At 59.8% G+C, this 19,651-nt stretch carries 18 protein-coding genes and 1 other RNA gene; 9 read left to right on the forward strand and 10 right to left on the reverse strand.

All coding sequences use genetic code 11. The annotated features are described in order from the left end of the window. Positions 1 to 14 precede the first annotated feature (14 nt). Positions 15 to 725: an HAD family hydrolase gene (locus tag ACTG2G_RS21805; RefSeq protein WP_439985845.1), complete on the reverse strand. Its 711-nt coding sequence runs from the start codon at positions 723 to 725 to the stop codon at positions 15 to 17. 203 nt (positions 726 to 928) lie between these two features. On the opposite strand from ACTG2G_RS21805, the gene ACTG2G_RS21810 reads away from it, so the two are divergent. Then, positions 929 to 2,482, forward strand: a complete 1,554-nt coding sequence (locus ACTG2G_RS21810) for a methyl-accepting chemotaxis protein (protein WP_439985846.1) — start codon at positions 929 to 931, stop codon at positions 2,480 to 2,482. A 91-nt stretch (positions 2,483 to 2,573) separates the two neighbouring features. On the opposite strand, the gene gcvP is transcribed toward ACTG2G_RS21810, so the two are convergent. The 3 genes from gcvP to gcvT form a co-directional block, all read right to left on the reverse strand. Continuing rightward, positions 2,574 to 5,450: an aminomethyl-transferring glycine dehydrogenase gene (gene gcvP / locus ACTG2G_RS21815; protein WP_439985847.1), complete on the reverse strand. Its 2,877-nt coding sequence runs from the start codon at positions 5,448 to 5,450 to the stop codon at positions 2,574 to 2,576. A gap of 298 nt (positions 5,451 to 5,748) precedes the next feature. Continuing rightward, on the reverse strand, positions 5,749 to 6,138 hold the full coding sequence (gcvH, locus tag ACTG2G_RS21820; protein ID WP_005333898.1) for a glycine cleavage system protein GcvH: 390 nt from the start codon (positions 6,136 to 6,138) through the stop codon (positions 5,749 to 5,751). 84 nt (positions 6,139 to 6,222) lie between these two features. Beyond that, complete coding sequence (gene gcvT, locus ACTG2G_RS21825; RefSeq protein ID WP_005346577.1) at positions 6,223 to 7,320, reverse strand: glycine cleavage system aminomethyltransferase GcvT; 1,098 nt, start codon at positions 7,318 to 7,320, stop codon at positions 6,223 to 6,225. Here gcvT and ACTG2G_RS21830 point away from each other — a divergent pair. Continuing rightward, positions 7,297 to 7,524 carry a hypothetical protein gene (locus ACTG2G_RS21830; RefSeq protein ID WP_421385966.1) on the forward strand — a complete coding sequence of 76 codons (228 nt, stop codon included), beginning with the start codon at positions 7,297 to 7,299 and terminating at the stop codon, positions 7,522 to 7,524. The genes gcvT and ACTG2G_RS21830 overlap by 24 nt on opposite strands. 212 nt (positions 7,525 to 7,736) lie before the next feature. Here the strand turns inward: ACTG2G_RS21830 and ACTG2G_RS21835 are convergent, their stop codons facing one another. The 3 genes from ACTG2G_RS21835 to ACTG2G_RS21845 all read right to left on the reverse strand — a co-directional run bounded on the left by ACTG2G_RS21835 (position 7,737) and on the right by ACTG2G_RS21845 (position 11,097). Beyond that, complete coding sequence (locus ACTG2G_RS21835) at positions 7,737 to 9,005, reverse strand: FAD-dependent 2-octaprenylphenol hydroxylase (protein WP_421386041.1); 1,269 nt, start codon at positions 9,003 to 9,005, stop codon at positions 7,737 to 7,739. Positions 9,006 to 9,126: 121 nt separating this feature from the next. Beyond that, positions 9,127 to 10,350 carry a 2-octaprenyl-6-methoxyphenyl hydroxylase gene (gene ubiH, locus ACTG2G_RS21840; protein WP_421385967.1) on the reverse strand — a complete coding sequence of 408 codons (1,224 nt, stop codon included), beginning with the start codon at positions 10,348 to 10,350 and terminating at the stop codon, positions 9,127 to 9,129. 177 nt (positions 10,351 to 10,527) lie between these two features. Continuing rightward, a complete protein-coding gene (locus ACTG2G_RS21845) occupies positions 10,528 to 11,097 on the reverse strand; it encodes a UPF0149 family protein (RefSeq protein ID WP_005346580.1) in 570 nt (189 codons plus the stop codon). A gap of 173 nt (positions 11,098 to 11,270) precedes the next feature. Here ACTG2G_RS21845 and zapA point away from each other — a divergent pair, with 173 nt between their 5' ends. Beyond that, positions 11,271 to 11,603 (forward strand): cell division protein ZapA, encoded by a 333-nt coding sequence (gene zapA, locus ACTG2G_RS21850; protein WP_005333910.1) that lies wholly within the window; start codon positions 11,271 to 11,273, stop codon positions 11,601 to 11,603. A gap of 16 nt (positions 11,604 to 11,619) precedes the next feature. Further along, a non-coding RNA gene (gene ssrS, locus ACTG2G_RS21855) (6S RNA) lies at positions 11,620 to 11,801 on the forward strand. Positions 11,802 to 11,966: 165 nt separating this feature from the next. Here the strand turns inward: ssrS and emrD are convergent. The 3 genes from emrD to ACTG2G_RS21870 all read right to left on the reverse strand — a co-directional run bounded on the left by emrD (position 11,967) and on the right by ACTG2G_RS21870 (position 14,712). Further along, complete coding sequence (emrD, locus tag ACTG2G_RS21860) at positions 11,967 to 13,163, reverse strand: multidrug efflux MFS transporter EmrD (RefSeq protein WP_439985848.1); 1,197 nt, start codon at positions 13,161 to 13,163, stop codon at positions 11,967 to 11,969. 262 nt (positions 13,164 to 13,425) lie between these two features. After that, positions 13,426 to 14,088, reverse strand: coding sequence for a glutathione S-transferase family protein (locus ACTG2G_RS21865; RefSeq protein ID WP_005333923.1), 663 nt, complete (start codon positions 14,086 to 14,088; stop codon positions 13,426 to 13,428). A 168-nt stretch (positions 14,089 to 14,256) separates the two neighbouring features. Next, positions 14,257 to 14,712 carry a hypothetical protein gene (locus ACTG2G_RS21870; RefSeq protein ID WP_439985849.1) on the reverse strand — a complete coding sequence of 152 codons (456 nt, stop codon included), beginning with the start codon at positions 14,710 to 14,712 and terminating at the stop codon, positions 14,257 to 14,259. Positions 14,713 to 14,911: 199 nt separating this feature from the next. On the opposite strand from ACTG2G_RS21870, the gene suhB reads away from it, so the two are divergent. The 5 genes from suhB to ACTG2G_RS21895 all read left to right on the forward strand — a co-directional run bounded on the left by suhB (position 14,912) and on the right by ACTG2G_RS21895 (position 19,616). Beyond that, complete coding sequence (suhB, locus tag ACTG2G_RS21875) at positions 14,912 to 15,715, forward strand: inositol-1-monophosphatase (protein ID WP_021230872.1); 804 nt, start codon at positions 14,912 to 14,914, stop codon at positions 15,713 to 15,715. Between the two features lie 322 nt (positions 15,716 to 16,037). After that, positions 16,038 to 16,970, forward strand: coding sequence for a ZIP family metal transporter (locus tag ACTG2G_RS21880; protein WP_247823030.1), 933 nt, complete (start codon positions 16,038 to 16,040; stop codon positions 16,968 to 16,970). 168 nt (positions 16,971 to 17,138) lie between these two features. Next, complete coding sequence (gene mtnN / locus ACTG2G_RS21885) at positions 17,139 to 17,831, forward strand: 5'-methylthioadenosine/S-adenosylhomocysteine nucleosidase (RefSeq protein ID WP_040067225.1); 693 nt, start codon at positions 17,139 to 17,141, stop codon at positions 17,829 to 17,831. Further along, a complete protein-coding gene (locus ACTG2G_RS21890) occupies positions 17,828 to 18,790 on the forward strand; it encodes a cobalamin biosynthesis protein CobD/CbiB (protein ID WP_439985850.1) in 963 nt (320 codons plus the stop codon). The genes mtnN and ACTG2G_RS21890 overlap by 4 nt, the downstream gene beginning before the upstream one ends. Positions 18,791 to 18,827: 37 nt before the next feature. Beyond that, entirely contained in the window at positions 18,828 to 19,616 is a 789-nt protein-coding gene (locus ACTG2G_RS21895; RefSeq protein ID WP_421386042.1) for a cobalamin-binding protein, read from the forward strand. Positions 19,617 to 19,651: the final 35 nt, after the last annotated feature.

Here is a 19,651-nt window from a genome sequence, read left to right on the forward strand (position 1 = left end):
ATCTGCAACCGGCGTTACAGATATTGCCCGATGATGGGGAGCAGATCCTCGACGTCACGGGCGATATGGTCGGGTTGGTGTTCCCAGCGCTCCGGGGTCGCGCGGCTATAGGCGACAGCCACCGATATCACACGGCTCTGCTCGCCAAGCGCCCCTTGCAAATGACGGGCAAACTGCACATCCGCTTCATGATCACCGATATAGATGAGCGACGGACACCTGGCTGGGCCGAAGATAGACTCCAGACATTTGAGGCCACCGTAAGGATTGGGTTTTTGCTGCTGTCCGGGCACGTCATCATAGCCGACCACAGCCTTGAACAGGCTGTTCACGCCATGCTGCTCCAGTACGCGGCGAATGTTCTTTTGGGAGTTCTGCGAACAAATTCCGTGGGGAATGGCAGAGAAATGGTCAATCACCGCCTCCAGCCCCGCAAAAAAACGCACCTCGGTCCGGTTCATCTCCTGATGCTTGGCCCACAGACTGCCAGCCAGCACCATCTCGTCCCGCGACAAACCGTAGTAATCCATATAGAGCGCCTGCCAGTTCTTGGCGGCGTGATTGGCATGGTGATACTCCGCTTCGCTGCGCAGATAGCGCGGCAGATGTTCTCCGGTCAGATGGGGGGCGACCTCAGCCAAGATCTGCTTGGTGATATCGATATTCTTCGGCACCGAATTAACCAGAGTACCGTCATAATCCCATAAAATCGCATCCAACTTCATTGCGTTACCTGTCTCGCTGCACAACCATAAGTCACGCCATGTTACTTGGCTTGCCTCCCCTCGCCAAACCGTGCTGTAAAAATGTGAGACCCATCCCGTCCCCACGCAGTAGCACAAGAGTTAATATGCAACAACACAATAAATGAACATCCTCTGCCATACTCAGACGAAGCATTCCGTTACGCCGAAACCGGAGCCTGATCATGGTAACCAGCTCGCTTCACACCACAGATACCGAGGTTGAATTTGCCGACGATATCCAGTTGGTATCGACGACCGATCTCAAAGGGGACATCACCTACGCCAATCCGGCGTTTTGTCAGGTGGCAGGCTATCGCTTGGAAGAGATGTTGGGGCAGCATCACAATCTGGTGCGCCATCCCGACATGCCCAAGGCAGCGTTTGCCGATCTCTGGGCCCACCTGCAGGCAGGCAAACCATGGCGAGGCATGGTAAAAAACCGCTGCAAAGATGGTCGTTATTATTGGGTTGATGCCTATGTCACCCCGATTTATGAAGATGGCAAGATGGTGGGTTACCAATCCGTCCGCTGCCGTCCCGCCGCAGAGCACAAGGCGCGTGCCAGCCAGATGTACAAAACCCTTAAAGCCCGTGAAACCGGCTCTGCCATTCACATGGGCCTGCGTCAACTCACACCGGCCATGATGACCATCCCCCTGCTGCTCGTCAGCGTGATCAGCGCGCTCTGGCTGCTCTCACCGCTGCTGGCGCTCTGGGTCATCATTCCCCTAGTAGCCACCATCTGGTTCAATCGCCACTCTCTCTTCCTCACGCCGCGATTCTTGCAGCAGCTCGAGCAGGATTACGACAGCATCAGCCGCCTTATCTTCTCGGGGGATGCCCCCCACAGCATTGCCGATTTCCATATCAAGCTCGGGCAAGCGAAGATCCGTACCGTACTCGGCCGGGTGGATGACACCACGGCTTCGCTCAATGCCATGGCCAATGACCTGCGCGGCTCCGCCTCGCTGGCCAGCCAGGATATCTCTTCGCAAGACACGCAGATCCAGCAGATTGCCACCGCCGTCACCCAGATGGCCTCGGCCGCCGAGGAGATTAACCGCAATATTCAAGACAGCAACAGCCAGATCGAAGAGGCCCGCCGCCACTGCATCACCACCAGCACCCAGCTTTCGGAAACAGGAGAAGAGATGTCGGCGCTGGCCACCCAGGCGGAGCAAGCCTTCCAGTCAGCCGTTGAGCTGGCGAGCGAATCCGAGCGGATCGGCACCATCATGAGCGAAATTCGCGGCATTGCGGATCAAACCAACCTGCTGGCGCTCAATGCCTCCATCGAAGCCGCACGGGCAGGCGATCAGGGGCGCGGCTTTGCAGTGGTGGCGGACGAGGTTCGCAGCCTGTCGACCAGAACCCACAAGGCGACAGAGCAGATCCAGAACAGCATTGGCCATATCCAGCAAACCCTGGGGGGATGGAAAGAGATGATGCATCTCAATGTGACCAGAACCAACGCCTGCCTCGCCACCACCCGGGCAAGCACCGGCAACCTGAATCAGGTTGTGGTCGAAATAGACAAGGTCTCTGATTTTTCCAACCAGATCACCGCCGCGGCCACCGAGCAACAAGCGGTCATCGAGGAGATCAGTCGCAATATCAACCAGATATCCTCGCTCTCTCACGATAACAGTCTCAAAATCGATCAAGTGAGTGAAACCAGTGCCAATTTGCAGAGCAAAGCGAGCCAGCTCAAGGACTTAAGCCGGACATTCGGATAGCAACATGCAGATAAAGTCCATGTAAACGAAGGGCCACCCGTCTGGGTGGCCCTGTTGTTTATACGGCTTAACTGTTGCACCTAAACGCCACTTACTTGGCGTAATCCTCGGTCGGAATGCAGGAGCAGAACAGGTTGCGATCGCCGTAGACGTCGTCGATGCGGTTGACCGAGGGCCACAGTTTGGCGGCGCGCACGGCGTCGGACGGGAAGACCGCCTCGGCACGGCTGTAGCCACGATTCCACTCTGCATCCATCACATCGTCCTGGGTGTGCGGCGCATGGACCAGCGGGTTGTCGGCGAGGCTCCACTGCCCCTCCTGCACCTTGGCAATCTCGGCGCGGATGGACGTCATAGCCTCGACGAAGCGATCCAGCTCACGCTTGGATTCCGATTCGGTCGGCTCGACCATCAGGGTGCCCGCTACCGGGAAACTCATGGTCGGTGCGTGGAAGCCGTAGTCCATCAGCCGCTTGGCCACATCCATCTCGCTGATGCCGGAAGCCTCCTTGAGCGGACGGATATCCAGGATGCACTCGTGGGCCACCCGACCGTTGCGCCCGGAATAGAGCACCGGGAAGGATTCGCCCAGCTTCTTGGCCAGATAGTTGGCGTTAAGGATGGCGACCTGAGTGGATCTCTTCAGTCCCTCGTCACCCAGCATGGCGATGTACATCCAGCTGATGGGCAGGATGCTGGCCGAGCCGAACGGTGCCGCCGACACGGCGCCGTTGTCACGGCTCTCCTTGTCGGTCTTGACCACGGCGTGGCCAGCCACGAACGGCGCCAGATGCTTCTTCACGCCGATGGGGCCCATGCCTGGGCCGCCACCGCCGTGAGGAATGGCGAAGGTCTTGTGCAGGTTGAGGTGAGAGACGTCCGCGCCGATAAAGCCCGGTGCCGTCAACCCGACTTGCGCGTTCATGTTGGCACCGTCCAGATAGACCTGACCACCGTGCTGGTGAACGATGTCGCACACCTCCTTGATGGTCTCCTCATACACCCCGTGGGTGGAGGGGTAGGTCACCATCAGACAGGAGAGTTGATCCCCCGCCTCGGCCGCCTTGGCGCGCAGGTCGTCGAGATCCACGTTGCCGGACTTGTCACAGGCGGTGACGATAACCTTGAGCCCCGCCATCTGGGCAGAGGCCGGGTTGGTACCGTGGGCAGAAGCTGGGATCAGGCAGATGTCGCGATGCCCTTCACCACGAGACTCGTGATATTTCTTGATGGCGAGCAGACCTGCGTATTCGCCCTGCGCACCTGAGTTGGGCTGCATGCAGACCGCATCGTAACCGGTCACTTTCACCAGCCAGTTTTCGAGGTCGGCCAGCAGCAGTTGGTAGCCCTTGGCCTGTGCCAGCGGGGCGAACGGGTGCAACTTGCCGAACTCGGGCCAGGTCACCGGGATCATCTCGGCGGTGGCGTTGAGCTTCATGGTGCAGGAGCCGAGCGAAATCATGGCGTAGTTGAGGGCCAGATCTTTCGCTTCGAGACGGTGGATATAACGCAGCATCTCGGTTTCGGAGTGGTACTTGTTGAACACCTCGTGGGTCAGCACGGCATCGGTGCGCAGCAGATCCTGCGGGATAGCGTGATGGGCCTGAGCCGCCTTGTCGAGAGCCTCGATATCCAGTCCATGACCTTGACCGAGGAAGAGATCGAACAGCTCGGCCACATCAGCGCGGGTGGTAGTTTCAGAGAGTGACACCCCTACCGCGCCATCTAGGTCTGCACGAAGGTTGATGCCGAGCCCCTCGGCCTTGGCGATCAGCGCGGCCTTGTCAGCAGTCTGCACGGTCAGGGTATCGAACCAGCTGGTATGCTTGAGGGCCACGCCCTTGGCCTTGAGACCAAGCGCCAGAATGGTGGTGAGGCGGTGCACGCGGGAGGCGATGGTTTTCAGCCCCACCGGACCGTGGTAGACGGCGTAGAAGCTAGCCATGTTGGCCAGCAGCACCTGAGCGGTACAGATGTTGGAGTTAGCCTTCTCGCGGCGGATATGCTGCTCGCGGGTCTGCATCGCCATGCGCAGCGCGGCCTTGCCGCGGGCATCCTTGGAGACACCGATGATGCGGCCCGGCATGGAACGTTTGTAGGCATCGCGGGTGGCGAAGAAGGCGGCGTGGGGGCCACCGTAGCCCATGGGCACGCCAAAGCGCTGGGCGGAGCCCAACACCACGTCGGCCCCCAGCTCGCCCGGGGATTTGAGCAGCAGCAGGGAGAGCAGATCTGCGCTGACGCAAGCCAGCCCTTTCTGGGCCTGTACCGCGGCAATCAGGGCGCGCAGATCTTTCACCTCACCTGTGGTGGTGGGGTACTGGAACAGGGCACCGAACACCTCTTCGCTCACCGCGTCGCTCGCGGCGCCAACCGCCACGTCGAAACCAAAGTGAACCGCGCGCTCCTTAACCACGTCGATCACCTGCGGGTGCACGTCATCGGCCACGAAGAAGAGGTTGGATTTGGACTTGGCCATCCGCTTGGCCAGCGCCATCGCCTCGGCGGCGGCGGTCGCTTCATCCAGCAGGGAGGCACTCGCCAGATCCATGCCGGTCAGATCCAGCGTCAGCTGCTGGAAGTTGAGCAGGGCTTCGAGACGGCCCTGTGCCAGCTCGGGCTGGTAGGGGGTGTAGGCGGTATACCAACCCGGATTTTCCAGCACGTTACGCAAAATGACGTGGGGCACATGGGTATCGTGATAACCCATGCCGATATAGCTCTTGGCAATCTTGTTCTGGGCGGCATAGCCCTTGAGCTTTGCCAGCGCCTCCACTTCGGTCATGCCGGCACCGATCCCCAGCGGACCCGGCAGGCGAATGGCGGAGGGCACGGTCTGTTCAATCAAATCGTCCAGGCTTTCGGCCCCAACGGTCGCCAGCAGCTGGCGCAGCTCTTCCTCGCCCGGGCCGATATGGCGGCGGACAAAATCGGTTTTTTGCTCAAGTTCAAACAGTGACTGGGTCATTTCCCTATTTCCTGATAAATAAGTCCTGGCATGACATCCTGATAACCAAGACCTGATGTTCCTGATCGTCGGCTGGTACCGACTCCACTCATGTTCTGGGTCCCGCAGACAGGGTACGGCACCGGATGCTACGGCAGCATCGAGAGGGGATCGCCTTGTTGCGAACCGGCCCGTTTGCCCTGGCAAAAGCAGGCAAGAAAACGGCAGGCGCGGGCGACTTCACCCTTCCACCGGCCGGTGCTTGTCCGGCTGGCGGTCATACAAAGGGGCCCTGCTGTGTTGGCAGGGCCCGGGGGCATTACTCTTCGTCCACCACGTTCTGGTAGCCTTCGGCATCCAGCAGGTTGGCCAGCTCGCTCTCGTCATCGAGCTTGATGCGGAACAGCCAGCCAGCGCTGTAGGGGTCGGAGTTGACCAGCTCGGGGCTCCCTTCCAGCTCTTCGTTGACGGCGATGATCTCGCCGCTCACCGGGCTGTAGATGTCGGAGGCCGCCTTGACCGACTCGGCCACGGCGCAGTCGTCACCGGCACTGACCTGCTTGCCCACTTCCGGCAGCTCGACAAACACCATGTCACCCAGCAGCTCCTGGGCGTGCTCGGTGATACCGACCACGGCCTCGCCGTTGGCTTCAACACGGATCCACTCGTGGGAAGTGGCATATTTCAGTTCGCTCGGGATATGGCTCATTTGTGCTTCCTTTGATCTTTGAGTCGCGTTTAAAAACGAATATGAAAAGGGATGGGGGAGGCACAGCCCTCCCCCAAGACGGTATTAAACCAGCTTCTGGCCGTTACGGACGAAAGCGGGCTTGGTAACCTTCACGGTGACCAGCTTCTTGCGGATCTCCACCTCGGCCAGCTCACCGATATCACGGGGCACCCGCGCCAGGGCAATACTGTAGCCCAGGGTGGGGGAGAAAGAGCCGGAGGTGATCACACCTTCCCGCTTCTCACCGTTTGCCGCGGTGAAGGTGACCGGCATACCGGCACGCAGCACCCCTTTCTCTTCCATCACCAGACCCACCAGCTTGGGCTGGTTGCCCGCCGCTTTCTGCGCTTCCAGCACGTCGCGGCCGATGAAGTTGCGATCGCTCGGCTCCCAGGCGATGGTCCAGGCCATGTTGGCGGCGAGTGGAGAGACTGACTCGTCCATATCCTGACCATAGAGGTTCATCCCCGCCTCGAGGCGCAGGGTATCGCGGGCACCGAGGCCGCACGGGGCCACGCCGTTATCCAGCAGCGCTTGCCACAGCTCGCAGGCTTTCTCTTGCGGCACCACGATTTCATAACCATCTTCGCCGGTGTAGCCGGTAGTGGCGATAAAGAGATCGCCAGCCTGCACGCCGAAGAAGGGTTTCATCCCCACCACGGCGGTACGCTGAGCGGCGCTCAGCACAGCAGCAGCCTTGACCTTGGCGTTGGGGCCCTGCACCGCGATCATCGCAAGCTCGGGACGCTCGGTCACTGTGATATCGAAATCGATGGCGTGATGGCGGATCCAGGCCAGATCCTTCTCGCGGGTAGCGGAGTTGACCACCAGCCGGTAGAAGGTATCGGTGAGGTAATAGGTGATGAGGTCATCGATCACGCCGCCTTCCGGATTGAGCATGCCGCTGTAGAGGGCCTTGCCGGGGGCAGTGAGTTTGGCCACGTCGTTGGCCAGCAGGTGTTGCAGAAAGGCTTTGACCCGTTCGCCGGTCAAATCGACGATGGTCATGTGGGATACATCGAACATACCGGCATCGCTGCGCACCGCGTGGTGCTCTTCCAGCTGGGAGCCGTAGTTGATGGGCATTTCCCAACCGTGGAAGTCCACCATCTTGGCGCCGGCTTCCAGGTGTTTGGGATGCAGTACAGTAGTCTGGATCATCGCATTCTTTCCTTAGCAAAAAGCCTTTTCGCTTTGGCGACCACCCTTGCGACCCGCGCCACCGCTCTGACTGCACTGCGTGCAACAAAAAGCGACCGGATCCCAAAGTGTGTGCTCGCTCCTGCCCTTGCCAGGCAAGAGGGATTCCTTGAACGGAGCGGATTATATGACAAGCAGGCGAGCGTGCCGCTCAAAAAAAACTAATCCCCTCCCGTAAAACTGACTCCAGACACTAAGATAAATGCAGTGATAAAAACAGCCATAAGCCGACTCAGGCGAGATTAAATTTCGATTTTTACCGTTTCGTCACAATTTGCAGAAAAACGTTTCGCTCCAGAGCAAAATTAAAGGCTGACACCCAAAACGGGTCATCAGCCTTGTCGGATTACTTTTGTTGTCAAAAACGGCGAGTAATATTAGTTTTTTTCACCCTTGGCCTGCATGGCTCTGCCCTTGGTCGCAGCAACAGCCCAGTCAGGACGGGCCAATGCGGGCAACTCGCCCTCCAGCCCCATGGCGGCGCGGATCACCCCCTCCTTGAAGGGCGTCAGCAGATTGGCCGCGCGCAATCCCACGCCCCGCACCAGCTTCTTGAGCGGGTTGGCTCCGCTGAACAGCCGCTTGAGCCCTTCCATCGCCGCCAGCATGCGAGCCGCTTCGCTCTTGCGCCAGCGCTCGTAGCTGCGCAGGTTGGCGAGCAGGCCGATATCCTCACCCGCGGCATGATTTTGCAAGATCTGCTCCGCCAGCGCGGCAGCATCCAGCAGGCCAAGGTTGACCCCCTGCCCCGCCAGCGGGTGGATGGTGTGGGCAGCATCTCCCACCAGCACCAACCGCTCGCGAGCAAAATCGCGGGCATAGCGGGCGGTAAGAGGAATCGCGCTGCGCGCCCCCTCCACCTTGCACAGACCGAGCCGAGCGTCGAAGGCGGCAGTGAGCTGGCGGTTGAACTGCTCGTCATCGCAGGCGCAGAGCGCCTCGGCGCGGGCCGCAGGCAGCGACCAGACGATGGAGCAGAGGTTCTCCTGCCACAGCGGCAAAAAGGCGAGCGGGCCATCCGGGGTGAAGATCTGGCGTGCCACCGCCTCATGGGGTTCGGCGCAGCGCACCGTCGCCACCAGCGCGTGGTGACCATAATCCCAGCTGGTAAGCGGGATATCAGCCTGACGGCGCACCCAGGAGTGGGCGCCATCGGCAGCCACCACCAGTTTGGCCGAGATGGCCTGACCATCTTCAAGGAGCAGCAGGGCGCCCGCCGGGCCGCTCTGCAGGCTCTTGGCTCTGGCGGGGGTCAGCAACTGGATATTGCTGGCACCTTCAATCGCCTTAAGCAGCGCCAGCTGGATCACCCGATTCTCGACGATGTGGCCGAGGTTGTCCTGACGCAGGCTGGCGGCATCGAAGTCGATATGGCCGAAGCTGTCCTGCTCCCACACCGCCATCTTGTCGTAGGCCTGCAGGCGACTCGCTTCAATGCCGTCCCAGGCGCCAACATGGCGCAGGATCTGCTGGCTGGCCAGACTCAGGGCGCTGACCCGGTTATCGGCCACCTCCCCCAGCTGCGGATCGGGCAATTGCCCCTCCACCACCAGCACCTTGAGGGCGCTATGTTTCAGGGCCGCAGCGAGCCCCAGCCCCACCATGCCGCCACCGACAATCACCACATCCACATTTTGCATCTGCATCATCTCATCCTTTCAGGGCTGACCGGCTGGCCAGCGAGGGGCGCCCGCAAGCATCACCTCTTTATTCAATAGGTTTTGATCAACGAATGGCGGTCAACAGGTTCCACTCAACAAGTGCTGGCTAGTTGCCGCACACATCAGCGACAAAGCCCAGGGTGCGCGAGGCAAGCGGCGCCTTGAGGCACGGGAATCGCCCCATCAGGGTGAGCGCCAGATTGCGCCCAGCCACCAGCGGATCGTGACCATTGGAGAAGAGCTGGGCCAGCGAAGAGGTAAGCCAGACGGTCTGCTCCTGATCGCGCTGACGCTGCTGCCAGTAGCCACTCAGTACCTTGAAGCTGCCGATATCCTCCCCCTCTGCCAACGCCTTGGCTACGGCGCCGGTAAGCAGGTCGAGATCCCGCATCCCGAGGTTGAAGCCCTGTCCGGCAATCGGGTGCAGGGCGTGGGCGGCATTACCGACCAGCACGGTGCGCTGGGCCAGCGGGTAGTCGCAGGCGGTCAGAATGAGCGGATAGACGTTACGCACGCCGCATCGCTCGAAGCGACCAAGCCGCCAGCCAAAGGCCTGCTGCAGACGGGCAAGAAACGCCGCCTCATCGAGGGCCGTCAGCTCATCCACCTCATGCTGCCCTACGCTCCACACCAGCGAGGAGAGCCCCTCCTGCATCGGCAGTAGGGCCAGCGGCCCCCCTTCGGTAAAACGCTCGAAGGCGCGTCCCTCAGGGTCTTGCGCCGTTTTGACCGTGGCGATGATGGCGTGCTGCTCAAAGTCGTGGCGGGTCACCGGCAACTTGAAGTGCTGACGCACAAAGGAGTTGCCGCCGTCTGCCGCCACCAGCAGGTGGGTCTCAATCTGTTCACCGCTCTCGAGGGTGAGGGTCACCTTCTCCTCATCGGGCGCAATCTCGCTCACCCGGGCCGGACAACAGACCCGGATATTGGGAGAGGCCGCCATCGCCCGTTGCAGCTCCTTGCCAGCGGATGCAAGCTCGATCACCTGGCCCAGCGCGGGCAGACCGTATTCGGCAGCCGACAGGCGAGCCTGACCGAAGTGGCCCCGATCCGAGACATGGATCTGGGTAATGGGGGCGCAATGGGGGGCAAACAGCGGCCAGAGTCCGCGTCGCAACAGCGCATCACAGGTACCGGCCGAAAGCGCAATGGCGCGGGCGTCGAACCCTGAATGGGTGTGCTGTTCGGGGACGCTTGCCTCCAGCAGCAGGATCTCGAGGGGGGAGCCATCAGATCGAAGCAGGGCTGCCAGCGAGAGGGCCAGCACGGCGCCGCTCATTCCACCGCCGACCAGGGTGACATCGACCTGTCGCACATCAGATTGAGACATAAGCAGAGAGGAAGAAGTAAAAAAGGTGGCCTCATACTATCACAAAGCCGCTGGCCGAATGCGAGGTCACCGGCAAAAAACCGGTTGCGCCTCACAGGGTTAGCCACCACAAGGAAATAAAAAAGAGCGCCATCAGGCGCTCTTGCAGATTCAGTAAGGGTCGCGTTGACCCGCTCCTTAATGAAGGGTCGGCGGCGCGCTCGGGGTATCGGGGCGCTTGCCAAACTCTTCGAAGGCCATCATGACCCCCAGTTTGACGTGTTCGTAGAGCACCAGGAAAGAGGCTTCGTTCTCGTCATCTTCCTGATCGAACTCGGCAGAGACCTGAGTGATGCTGGCGATATCCTGGATCATCTCCTGCAGCTCTTCCGATGCACGGGAGAGCTCCTGTTGCACCACGCCGAAACCGGCCAGAAATGCCTGTGACCAGTCCACCAGCGAATCGATGCGCTCGTCGAGGGGAGCATCATCACTTGGCAGTAGCAGCTCGACGCCCTTCTGGGCCATCAGGCTCTCGACCACATTGTGATAAAGATCGGTCATCACCTGGCGCACCGGGGCCGGCAGGCCGAAACCGTCGTTCACCAGATCGTTGAAATGGGGCACCCAACTCTTGTCGTCCAGTGCCACACCGCCGCACACCAGACCGCAGATCACACCATGGGCCTCTACTGCGCTGGCCATCAGCTCATGTTGTTCCATGATGTCGGCCACTGCCGCATATTTAAGGGGGTTCGTTTTGCTCATCGAGGATCCGCTCAAAGTTCAGTCAAATTTGCAGAATTAATGGTCAGGATCCTAGCATTCTCCCTCTTGCAGAGCCAGCAAGGCCTTGAAACTTATGCATCTGCGCTATATAGTCCCGCCCAGTTGTCCACGTGGATAAAGGCGGAAATCAGCTCCGCCGTATTGAGGAAGGCATGAGCACAGAGGCCGTAGAAATCGTCATTTTGGGACGTCCCTACAAGGTATCCTGTCCCTTGGGACAGCAGGATGCCCTGCGCCAGGCCGCCGAGCAGCTGACCGACAAGTTGATCGACCTGCGTCAACGCTCCAAAGTCTCCAGCAACGAGCAATTGGCTATCATGGCGGCGCTCAATTTCTGTCATGAGCTCTGCCTTGAAAAAGAGAAGAACCACCAATACTCTGAGACCATGGACAAGCGGATCAAGATGCTGCAGCGCACCATCGAAGCGGCCCTGATCGAGCACGGACAATATGGTGATTCCAGCGAAGAGGGGCAACAGCCCTAATCGCAAACCGTTTTAAAATTCCCTGGGATGTTTGTCAGCCGGTTCAAGTCCCCGAGCCGATATTCATACCAAACAGGGGATCTGCCTTCTGGCTATTGCGCATGCTCGGCACGACCGAGAAGCCTGCGGTCAGATCCGATCCCCGCCTTGAACCGACGGTTCAAGGGCCCAAACCGGCAACGGCATCTCGGGGTACCAACAGCAAAAGCCCGTCACCAGCGTGACGGGCTTTTTCTTTTCCGGAATTAACCTCACAACATCGATCACTACATCAAGCTAATGCGATCTCCTAGCCCGTTCTCCGGATAAAACAAAGCCCACCGCTGAGGGTGGGCTTGCTCCAGATGCAAAGAGAGCGGCAGATCAAATTGCCATCTGCTCGTGGGGGGAGCCATGGTGGCGTAACCAGACAAAACTCAGCGCCACGATCAGCACCATCAGGGTCATGATGGCACCCAGAGTCACCTGACCGGTCATCGGGAAACCGGCCGCCAGCAGGGTCACCACACCGGCACCCAGATTCTGCATCCCGCCGAGAATGGCACCCGCGGTACCGGCCTGACCCGGGAAGGGCTCGATGGCACAGGAAGTGGCGGTCGGGTAGAGAATACCGCTACCGATGAAGTAGACAGCCGCACCACCGACCAGCGAGGCGGCACTCACCACCCCGAACAGCCCCGGCACCAGAATGATGAGGGAGCCGAGCGCCAGAAAGGCGATGCCAAGGCGCATCAGCTTGCTCTGAGTCAAACGAAAGCTCAGCTTGGCAGAGAGCCAGGCCCCGAACAGATAGCCGGGCAGCGGCAGCACGAACAGCACGCTCACGGTACGGGCGCTCAGTTTCAGCACATCGCCCAGCAGCACACCGGCCGCAGCCTCGAACACTGCCAAACCGGCAAAGGTCGCCATCAGGCAGAGCAGGTTGCCCTGAAACTTGGGATTGCCCAGCACATGGCGATAGGCAGCACCGACGCGCAGCGGCTGACGGGCAGCAGCAGGCAGAGTCTCACCAAACCAGGCCATGATCGCCAGGGTTGCTACGGCACCAAAACCGAACAGGAACCAGTAACCGGCACGCCAGTTGAACAGCTCGGTCAGCCAGCCACCCAGCACTGGCGCCAGCAGCGGGGAGAAGATCACCCCCATGCTCACCAGACTATTGGCGCGGTTAAGCTCGGCGCCGTTGTAGCGATCCCGCATCACGGTACGGCTCATGGCGCCACCGGCACCGGTACCCAGCCCCTGAATAAAGCTGCCCACCAGCAGGGCGGCAAAATGGGGGATGACCTGAATGATCAGGGAGCCTACCAGAAACACCATCATGCCGACGATCAGCACCGGACGACGACCGATGCGATCCGACAGCGGCCCGTAGACAAACTGGGAGAGGCCATAGGGGATCAGGTAACAGGCCATCACCGCCTGCAACTGGCCCGAGGCCACATTGAAGTCACCCGCCATCATGGGAATGGAGGGGACATAGAGGGTCTGGGTCATCTGGCCCACAGCGACCATCAGAATGGTCAGTAAAAACAACGGATAAAAACTGTGCCGATCCATATCAGTCCCAAAAAATCGAAAAAATGCTGCCGCCCCTCTGGCACAAAATGGCCCAGAGGAATCTGATCACAGAGGCTGTGATGCAATCAAAAACAGTGTTGGAAACAGTAGGCGGGGAGCCCGCCAAGCCACCGCACAGGACGCTTGGTGGTATGGGGGCATCATAGTGATTCAGCTCACAGAAAACGAACGAATCTTTATAATCGGCTTGCCTTAGTTTTTCTAATATTACGGGGCATTTCGCCCCGTCCGCAGTTAAAAATCAACGTGTTACCATCTGCTGCGCCTGCTTGATCAGCTCATCGGGCTGCTCCTTGCGTGGCGGTATGGTGATCCCCTTCTGGCAGGCAGGTTTCTCTGCCATGCGATCCATCCATGCTTGCAGATGGGGCAATCCCTCAATGGAGATGCCGCTCCAGTCATAAATACGCACCCAGGGCCAGGTGGCAATATCGGCGATGCTGTACTCGTCCGCCAGATATTCGTGATGGGCCAGATGGCTGTCGAGCACCTCGAATAGACGGCGCCCCTCTTTCTGATAGCGTTCGATGGCGGCGGGGATCTTCTCGGGGAAATAGCGGTAGAAGACATTGGCCTGCCCCATCATGGGTCCTACCCCGCCCATCTGGAACATCAGCCACTGGATGGCCTGAGAGCGGCGTTTGGGATCAGCGGGCAGCAACTTGCCTGCTTTCTCCGCCAGATAGATGAGGATGGCCCCCGACTCGAATACGGCGAAATCGTCGTTATCCCGATCGACGATAGCCGGAATACGGCCATTTGGGTTGATGGCGAGAAACTCGGGCTTCTTCTGATCCAGCGCCGAAAGATCGAGAGGAATGACCCGATAGGGCAAACCCAGCTCTTCGAGGGCGATCGCCACTTTGAAACCATTGGGGGTCGCGGCGGTGTAAAAGTCGATCATGATTCACTCCTTGTTGGTCATAGCCAGATTGCACGGTGGGAACAGGGTGCAACACCATAGCCGCCTCATCTTGCAACAAGTGACCGGCTCCAGACCATTAAAAAGCGGCGCACCGTAGGCCAAACAAGGCCACGGTGCGCCGCTGATGCGCTCTGGCAATGGTAGATATTAGTTGATCACGGCGACCGGCTTGCGCTGGCGCAGCATGATCAGGCGGGAAAGCAGCGGGAAGTAGGACTCCAGCTTGCGCAACAGCACCCGGCTGCAGGCTGGCTCGGCCAGCTCCGACTCATCCAGCACGATGCCGTTTGAGACAAAATAGAAACGGGGGTCACGCACCTCCGGCCCGCAGACCGTCAGCTCCTTGTCTCCCTTGCGGATCAACAGCGGCAAGACCGACAAACCGATCGTCTCGTCCTCTCCCCGGGCAAATCCGGCATCCTGCCAGGGCGCATCGCCGTCGATCAGCAGGATCGCCGCCTCCGTCTTGGCCGGTTGCCACTGGGCCAGGGGGGTCACGGTGATGTGGGCAAAGTGATCACCATACTCGGGTGATGACCGCAAGATGGCCAACAGTCCCTCGCTGGCCGCTGACACGTTCTGACTCACTAATGACAAATTCATGGTTCACATCCCTATGCTCATGACAGCCTGTATCCGGCTGCTGGGATAAGACTAGCGCAGATCTGGTCTATATTGGAGCCGTCAAATCTGGCAGTGGTAATCAATTGGTCGTAGGGGGATAACAGTTGCCATCGCACAAAATACTGGTATCATACCGCGTCCTTTTATCCCCCGTTCTTTAACATCCAGTGGTGAACCTATGCATCCGATGCTGAATATCGCCGTGCGCGCTGCGCGCAACGCCGGTCAAGTTGTAGTAAAAGCCTTCTCCCAGCCTGAGAACATTGAGGCTATCCAAAAAGGCAGCAATGACTTCGTGACCAACGTTGACCGTGAAGCCGAAGCGGCCATCATTCACACCATCAAAAAATCTTACCCGGAGCACAGCATTGTTGCTGAAGAGTCTGGTGAGATTGCCGGTACCAATCCGGACTACCAATGGATCATTGACCCACTGGATGGCACGACCAACCTGGTCAAAGGCATTCCGCACTTTGCCGTTTCCATCGCCCTGCGCGTGAAAGGCAAAACCGAACAAGCCGTTGTTTACGATCCCATCCGTGACGAACTGTTTACTGCTACCCGTGGTAGCGGCGCCCAGCTGAACGGCTACCGCATTCGTGTCGGCAAGGCCAAAGAGCTGGCTGGCACCGTGCTGGCGACCGGCTTCCCGTTCAAGCAGAAGCATCACATCGAGCCTTACCTGAAGATGTTCCAGAGCATGTTCATCGAATGTGCCGACATCCGTCGCTCCGGCTCTGCCGCACTGGATCTGGCCTATGTGGCTGCCGGTCGTGTCGACGGTTTCTGGGAAATCGGCCTCAAGCCTTGGGACACCGCTGCCGGTGAACTGCTGGCCAAAGAAGCTGGCGCCATCGTCACCGACTTCGTAGGTGGTCACAACTACGAAAACTCCGGCAACATCGTGGTTGCCAACCCGCGCGTCCTGAAAGAGATGCTCGGCAAGATCCGTGAAGAGCTGCCGGAGTCTCTGGCCAAATAAGCCAGCCTTCGAGCAGACAGATAAAAAAACCGGCGCAAGCCGGTTTTGTTGTTTCTGTTATCCGAACACCAAGGCAGACATCTACAGCTGATTTAAAAGAGTTCGCGATGCATCCCCACTTGCCACTCAACATCCACTTCAGCCATTTTGCAGACAACCCCTCTTGCCCCCCGCCTTTGGCTACCGATAAGAGTTCCCATGTGTTTGCCTGGATAAACTCTTTCCAGATTTTCAGATAGCGGCAATCGTCTTGCAAACATGGACAAGGGACGGCCAAGTGGATGTAATGCCACCATCCACTTTGCACACTCGAGGTCATGCCATGGACCATCTCTCAGCTCTTCCTCCGTTATCCTGGTCACAGCAACTGCGCAGCCAGATGCAAAGCCGCCCGCTCACCGCTCTCGGCCTCTTTATCGCGCTGGCTGCGGTCTTGTTGCTGCTGTTGCAGAGTCTCATCATGCTTGCTACCGGCGAGGTAACCAGCGGCGTGCGCTACGGCCTGATCGGTGGTGCTGCCGGGTTTGCCGCCACCGCCATCGGCGCCCTGCCCGCCTTGTTTCTGCGCTCGGTGCCGCAAAAGGTAGAGGACACCATGCTGGGCTTTGCCGCCGGCATGATGCTGGCGGCCAGTGCCTTCTCCCTGCTGTTGCCGGGGCTGGAGGCCGCCGAGGAGATCACTGGCAACGGCTTCAGTGCCGCCGCCGTGGTGGTGGTCGGCATGACCCTCGGGGTGCTGTTGATGTTGGGGCTGGATCAGTTCACCCCGCACGAACATGACAAAACCGGCCCCTGCGGCCCCGGCCATGAGAGCTGCTCCCGGGTCTGGCTGTTCGTCTTTGCCATCGCCCTGCACAACCTGCCGGAGGGGATGGCCATCGGGGTCAGCTTCTCGCAGGGGGATATGTCGGTGGGGCTGCCGCTCACCACCGCCATCGCACTGCAGGATATTCCGGAAGGGCTGGCGGTGGCGCTGGCCATGTGCGCCGCCGGTTTTCGCCCCTCGGTGGCTGTGCTGGTTGCCATCGCCAGCGGCCTGCTCGAACCGGTTGGCGCCCTGCTCGGAGTGGGGCTCTCCAGCGGCCTTACCATCGCCTACCCCATCGGACTTGGGCTCGCCGCCGGCGCCATGCTGTTTGTGGTCTCGCACGAGGTGATCCCTGAGACTCACCGCAACGGTCACCAGACCTATGCCACCCTCGGCCTGATGGCAGGCTTTGCCCTGATGATGACCCTCGATACAGCGCTCGGCTAAAGGCCCTCACCGCGCCTCATCAATGCTTTTTGTCACCCGCGGCGCTCCCATATGGAGCGCCGCGTTTCATCTCTCCTTTCGCTTGCGCCTCTCGGCGCCGACGCCATCTTTTGTTATGATCTACAGCAACTTAAATTCAGCCACACGGCTATCAAGACGAGGTCAGCAATGAAAGTAGGTATTATCGGCGCCATGGAGCAAGAAGTAGCCCTGCTGCGCAGCCAGATGAGCAACCCCACCACCCTGCAACTGGGCGGTTGCGAGTTCTATCAAGGGATGCTGGCAGGCAAAGAGGTGATCCTGACCCGCTCCGGTATCGGTAAGGTCGCCGCCAGCGTGGCCACCAGCCTGCTGCTGGAAAAATTCGCCCCCGACTGCGTCATCAATACCGGCTCTGCGGGCGGCTTTGCCCAGGATCTGCACATCGGTGATGTGGTGATTGCCAGCGAGATGCGTTTCCACGATGTGGACGTGACCGCCTTTGGTTACGAGATGGGCCAGATGGCGCAGCAACCCGCCGCCTTCCCCTGCGACGAGAAACTCATCGCGGTCGCTCAGGATTGCATCGCCGAGCAGGGCAAGCACCAGACCAAGGTCGGCCTTATCTGCACCGGCGATCAGTTCATGTGCAAACCGGACGCCATCGCCAAGGCTCGCGCCGATTTCCCGCAGATGCTGGCGGTCGAGATGGAAGGTGCCGCCATCGGTCAGGTGTGCCACATGTTCAAGGTGCCCTATCTGGTGGTGCGTGCCATGTCCGATATCGCCGGCAAGGAACAGGTTGAATCCTTCGATGCCTTTATTGAAGTCGCGGGTAAACACTCCGCCGAAGTGATCATCAAGATGCTCGGCAAGCTGTGATCGAGACCGGCTCGCTTGATTTGATGGCCGACGCCCTCCTCTCGACGATGGCGGCCATTCTGGTGGGGGCTGCCCTGCTGGAGACGGTGATCCCGTGGCCATCCCATCTGCGTCTTTCGGCCGTCACGCCCCTGCTGACCCGGCTTGGGCACAAGGTACACAGACCTGATGGTTCACCCGGCCAACAAATGCAGGCCGGACTGCTGGCAATGCTGGTAGTCTGGCTCCCCTGCGCTGCCGGGCTCTGGTCGCTGCGTAATCTGGCCCTGAGCGAGCCGATCTTCGACCTACTGTTCCTGCTGCTGATGCTCGAATCCCGCCCGCTGCGCGAACTCGCCCATGCCACCCGATCGCTCGCCACGCAGGAGACCCTGCCGCTGGCAAGATTGCAGTCTGCCCCTTGGCTCAAACGGGAGACCGGCAAACTCTCGGCCATGGGGCTCGCCAAAGCGGTGACGGAGAGCTGCGCCCTGCGTCTGGTCGGCCAATGGGCTGGCCCGCTGCTGGGATTTGCCCTGGCTGGCGTACAGGGCGCCCTGCTCTGGCGGCTGGTGCAACTGATGAACCTGAGCTGGAGTCGCAAAGATCCCGCCTTCGACCACTTTGGTCGCGCCGCCAGCGCACTGTATCAGGGGCTCAATGCCTCCGTCATTTTGCTGCTGGGGCTGCCACTGCTGGCAAGCCGTCTCAAACAGGCAGCACAGCTGCTGCGCAGTGGCGCGCTCTGGCCCTATCCCGCCATGGGGATGCTGCTCACTCTGCTGGTAGACAAGTGCCGGATCCGCCTTGGTGGCCCTCGCTACTATCAGGGGGCTCTCCAGCGTTGGCCCGTCATCGGCAGTGGTGCTGAACCAGATAGCGAGACACCGCGCAAGGTGCTCAACATTCTGCAAGGGTGCGGCTGGGGCTGGTTGATACTGGCGCTGGTTGTCACGGTAGCGGGGTTATTTCATGGGTAGTTTGTTGCGCTTGCCTATCTGGCTGCCCTGCGTGCTGATGGCCTGGTTGCCCGGTGCGCTGCAGGCAGCCACTCCGAGCCGGGTGGTGAGCGTGGTGCCCCATCTTACCGAGCTGCTTTATGACATCGGTGCCGGTGACAAGCTGGTCGCCATCGACGATGCCTCCGATTATCCCGCCGAGGTGAAAACCAAGCCCAAGGTAGCCAATTATCGCAGCATCAATGTGGAGGCCCTGCTGGCGCAAAAGCCGGACTTGATCCTCGGCTGGCGCTCGGCCCAGTCTCGCATGCTGGCCCCGCTGGAGCAGCTGGGTATCCCGGTTTTCTACTCTGAGCCTACCGATTTTGCCTCGCTGGCCACCGAGATGCGGGCGCTGGGCAAATTGCTGGGTGTGGAAAAGAGTGCTAACGAGGCCGCCGATCGCTATCTGGCGCGCCTGCATGAGCTACAACAGCGCTATGGCCAACCAACCGGCGTCAAGGTGTTCTACCAACTCTGGTACCCGCCGCTCACCAGCGTGAGCGGCAACGCCTGGCCTGCTCAGGCCATCGAGCTCTGCGGTGGAGTCAACGTCATGAGCAATGCCAGAACACCCTATCCTCAGCTGAATATTGAACAGGTCATCAGGGCCAACCCCGCTCTGATCCTGGCTGGGAGTCAAGATCCTGACGCACTGAGTCACTGGCAGCAGTGGCCAAACCTTGATGCGGTGAAACATCACCGACTGATGCTGATCAACTCAGATGAGCTGCACCGTTTCACCCCGAGAGCCCTCAATGCAGTGGAGCAGGTTTGCCGAGCCATTGCCCAACGCAGCAACAAATAGCCAAAAAACAGCCATTCAGATCACGCCTTCCAATT

The sequence above is a fragment of the Aeromonas sp. 55A genome (genome assembly GCF_051919665.1).
GTDB lineage: Bacteria > Pseudomonadota > Gammaproteobacteria > Enterobacterales > Aeromonadaceae > Aeromonas > Aeromonas veronii.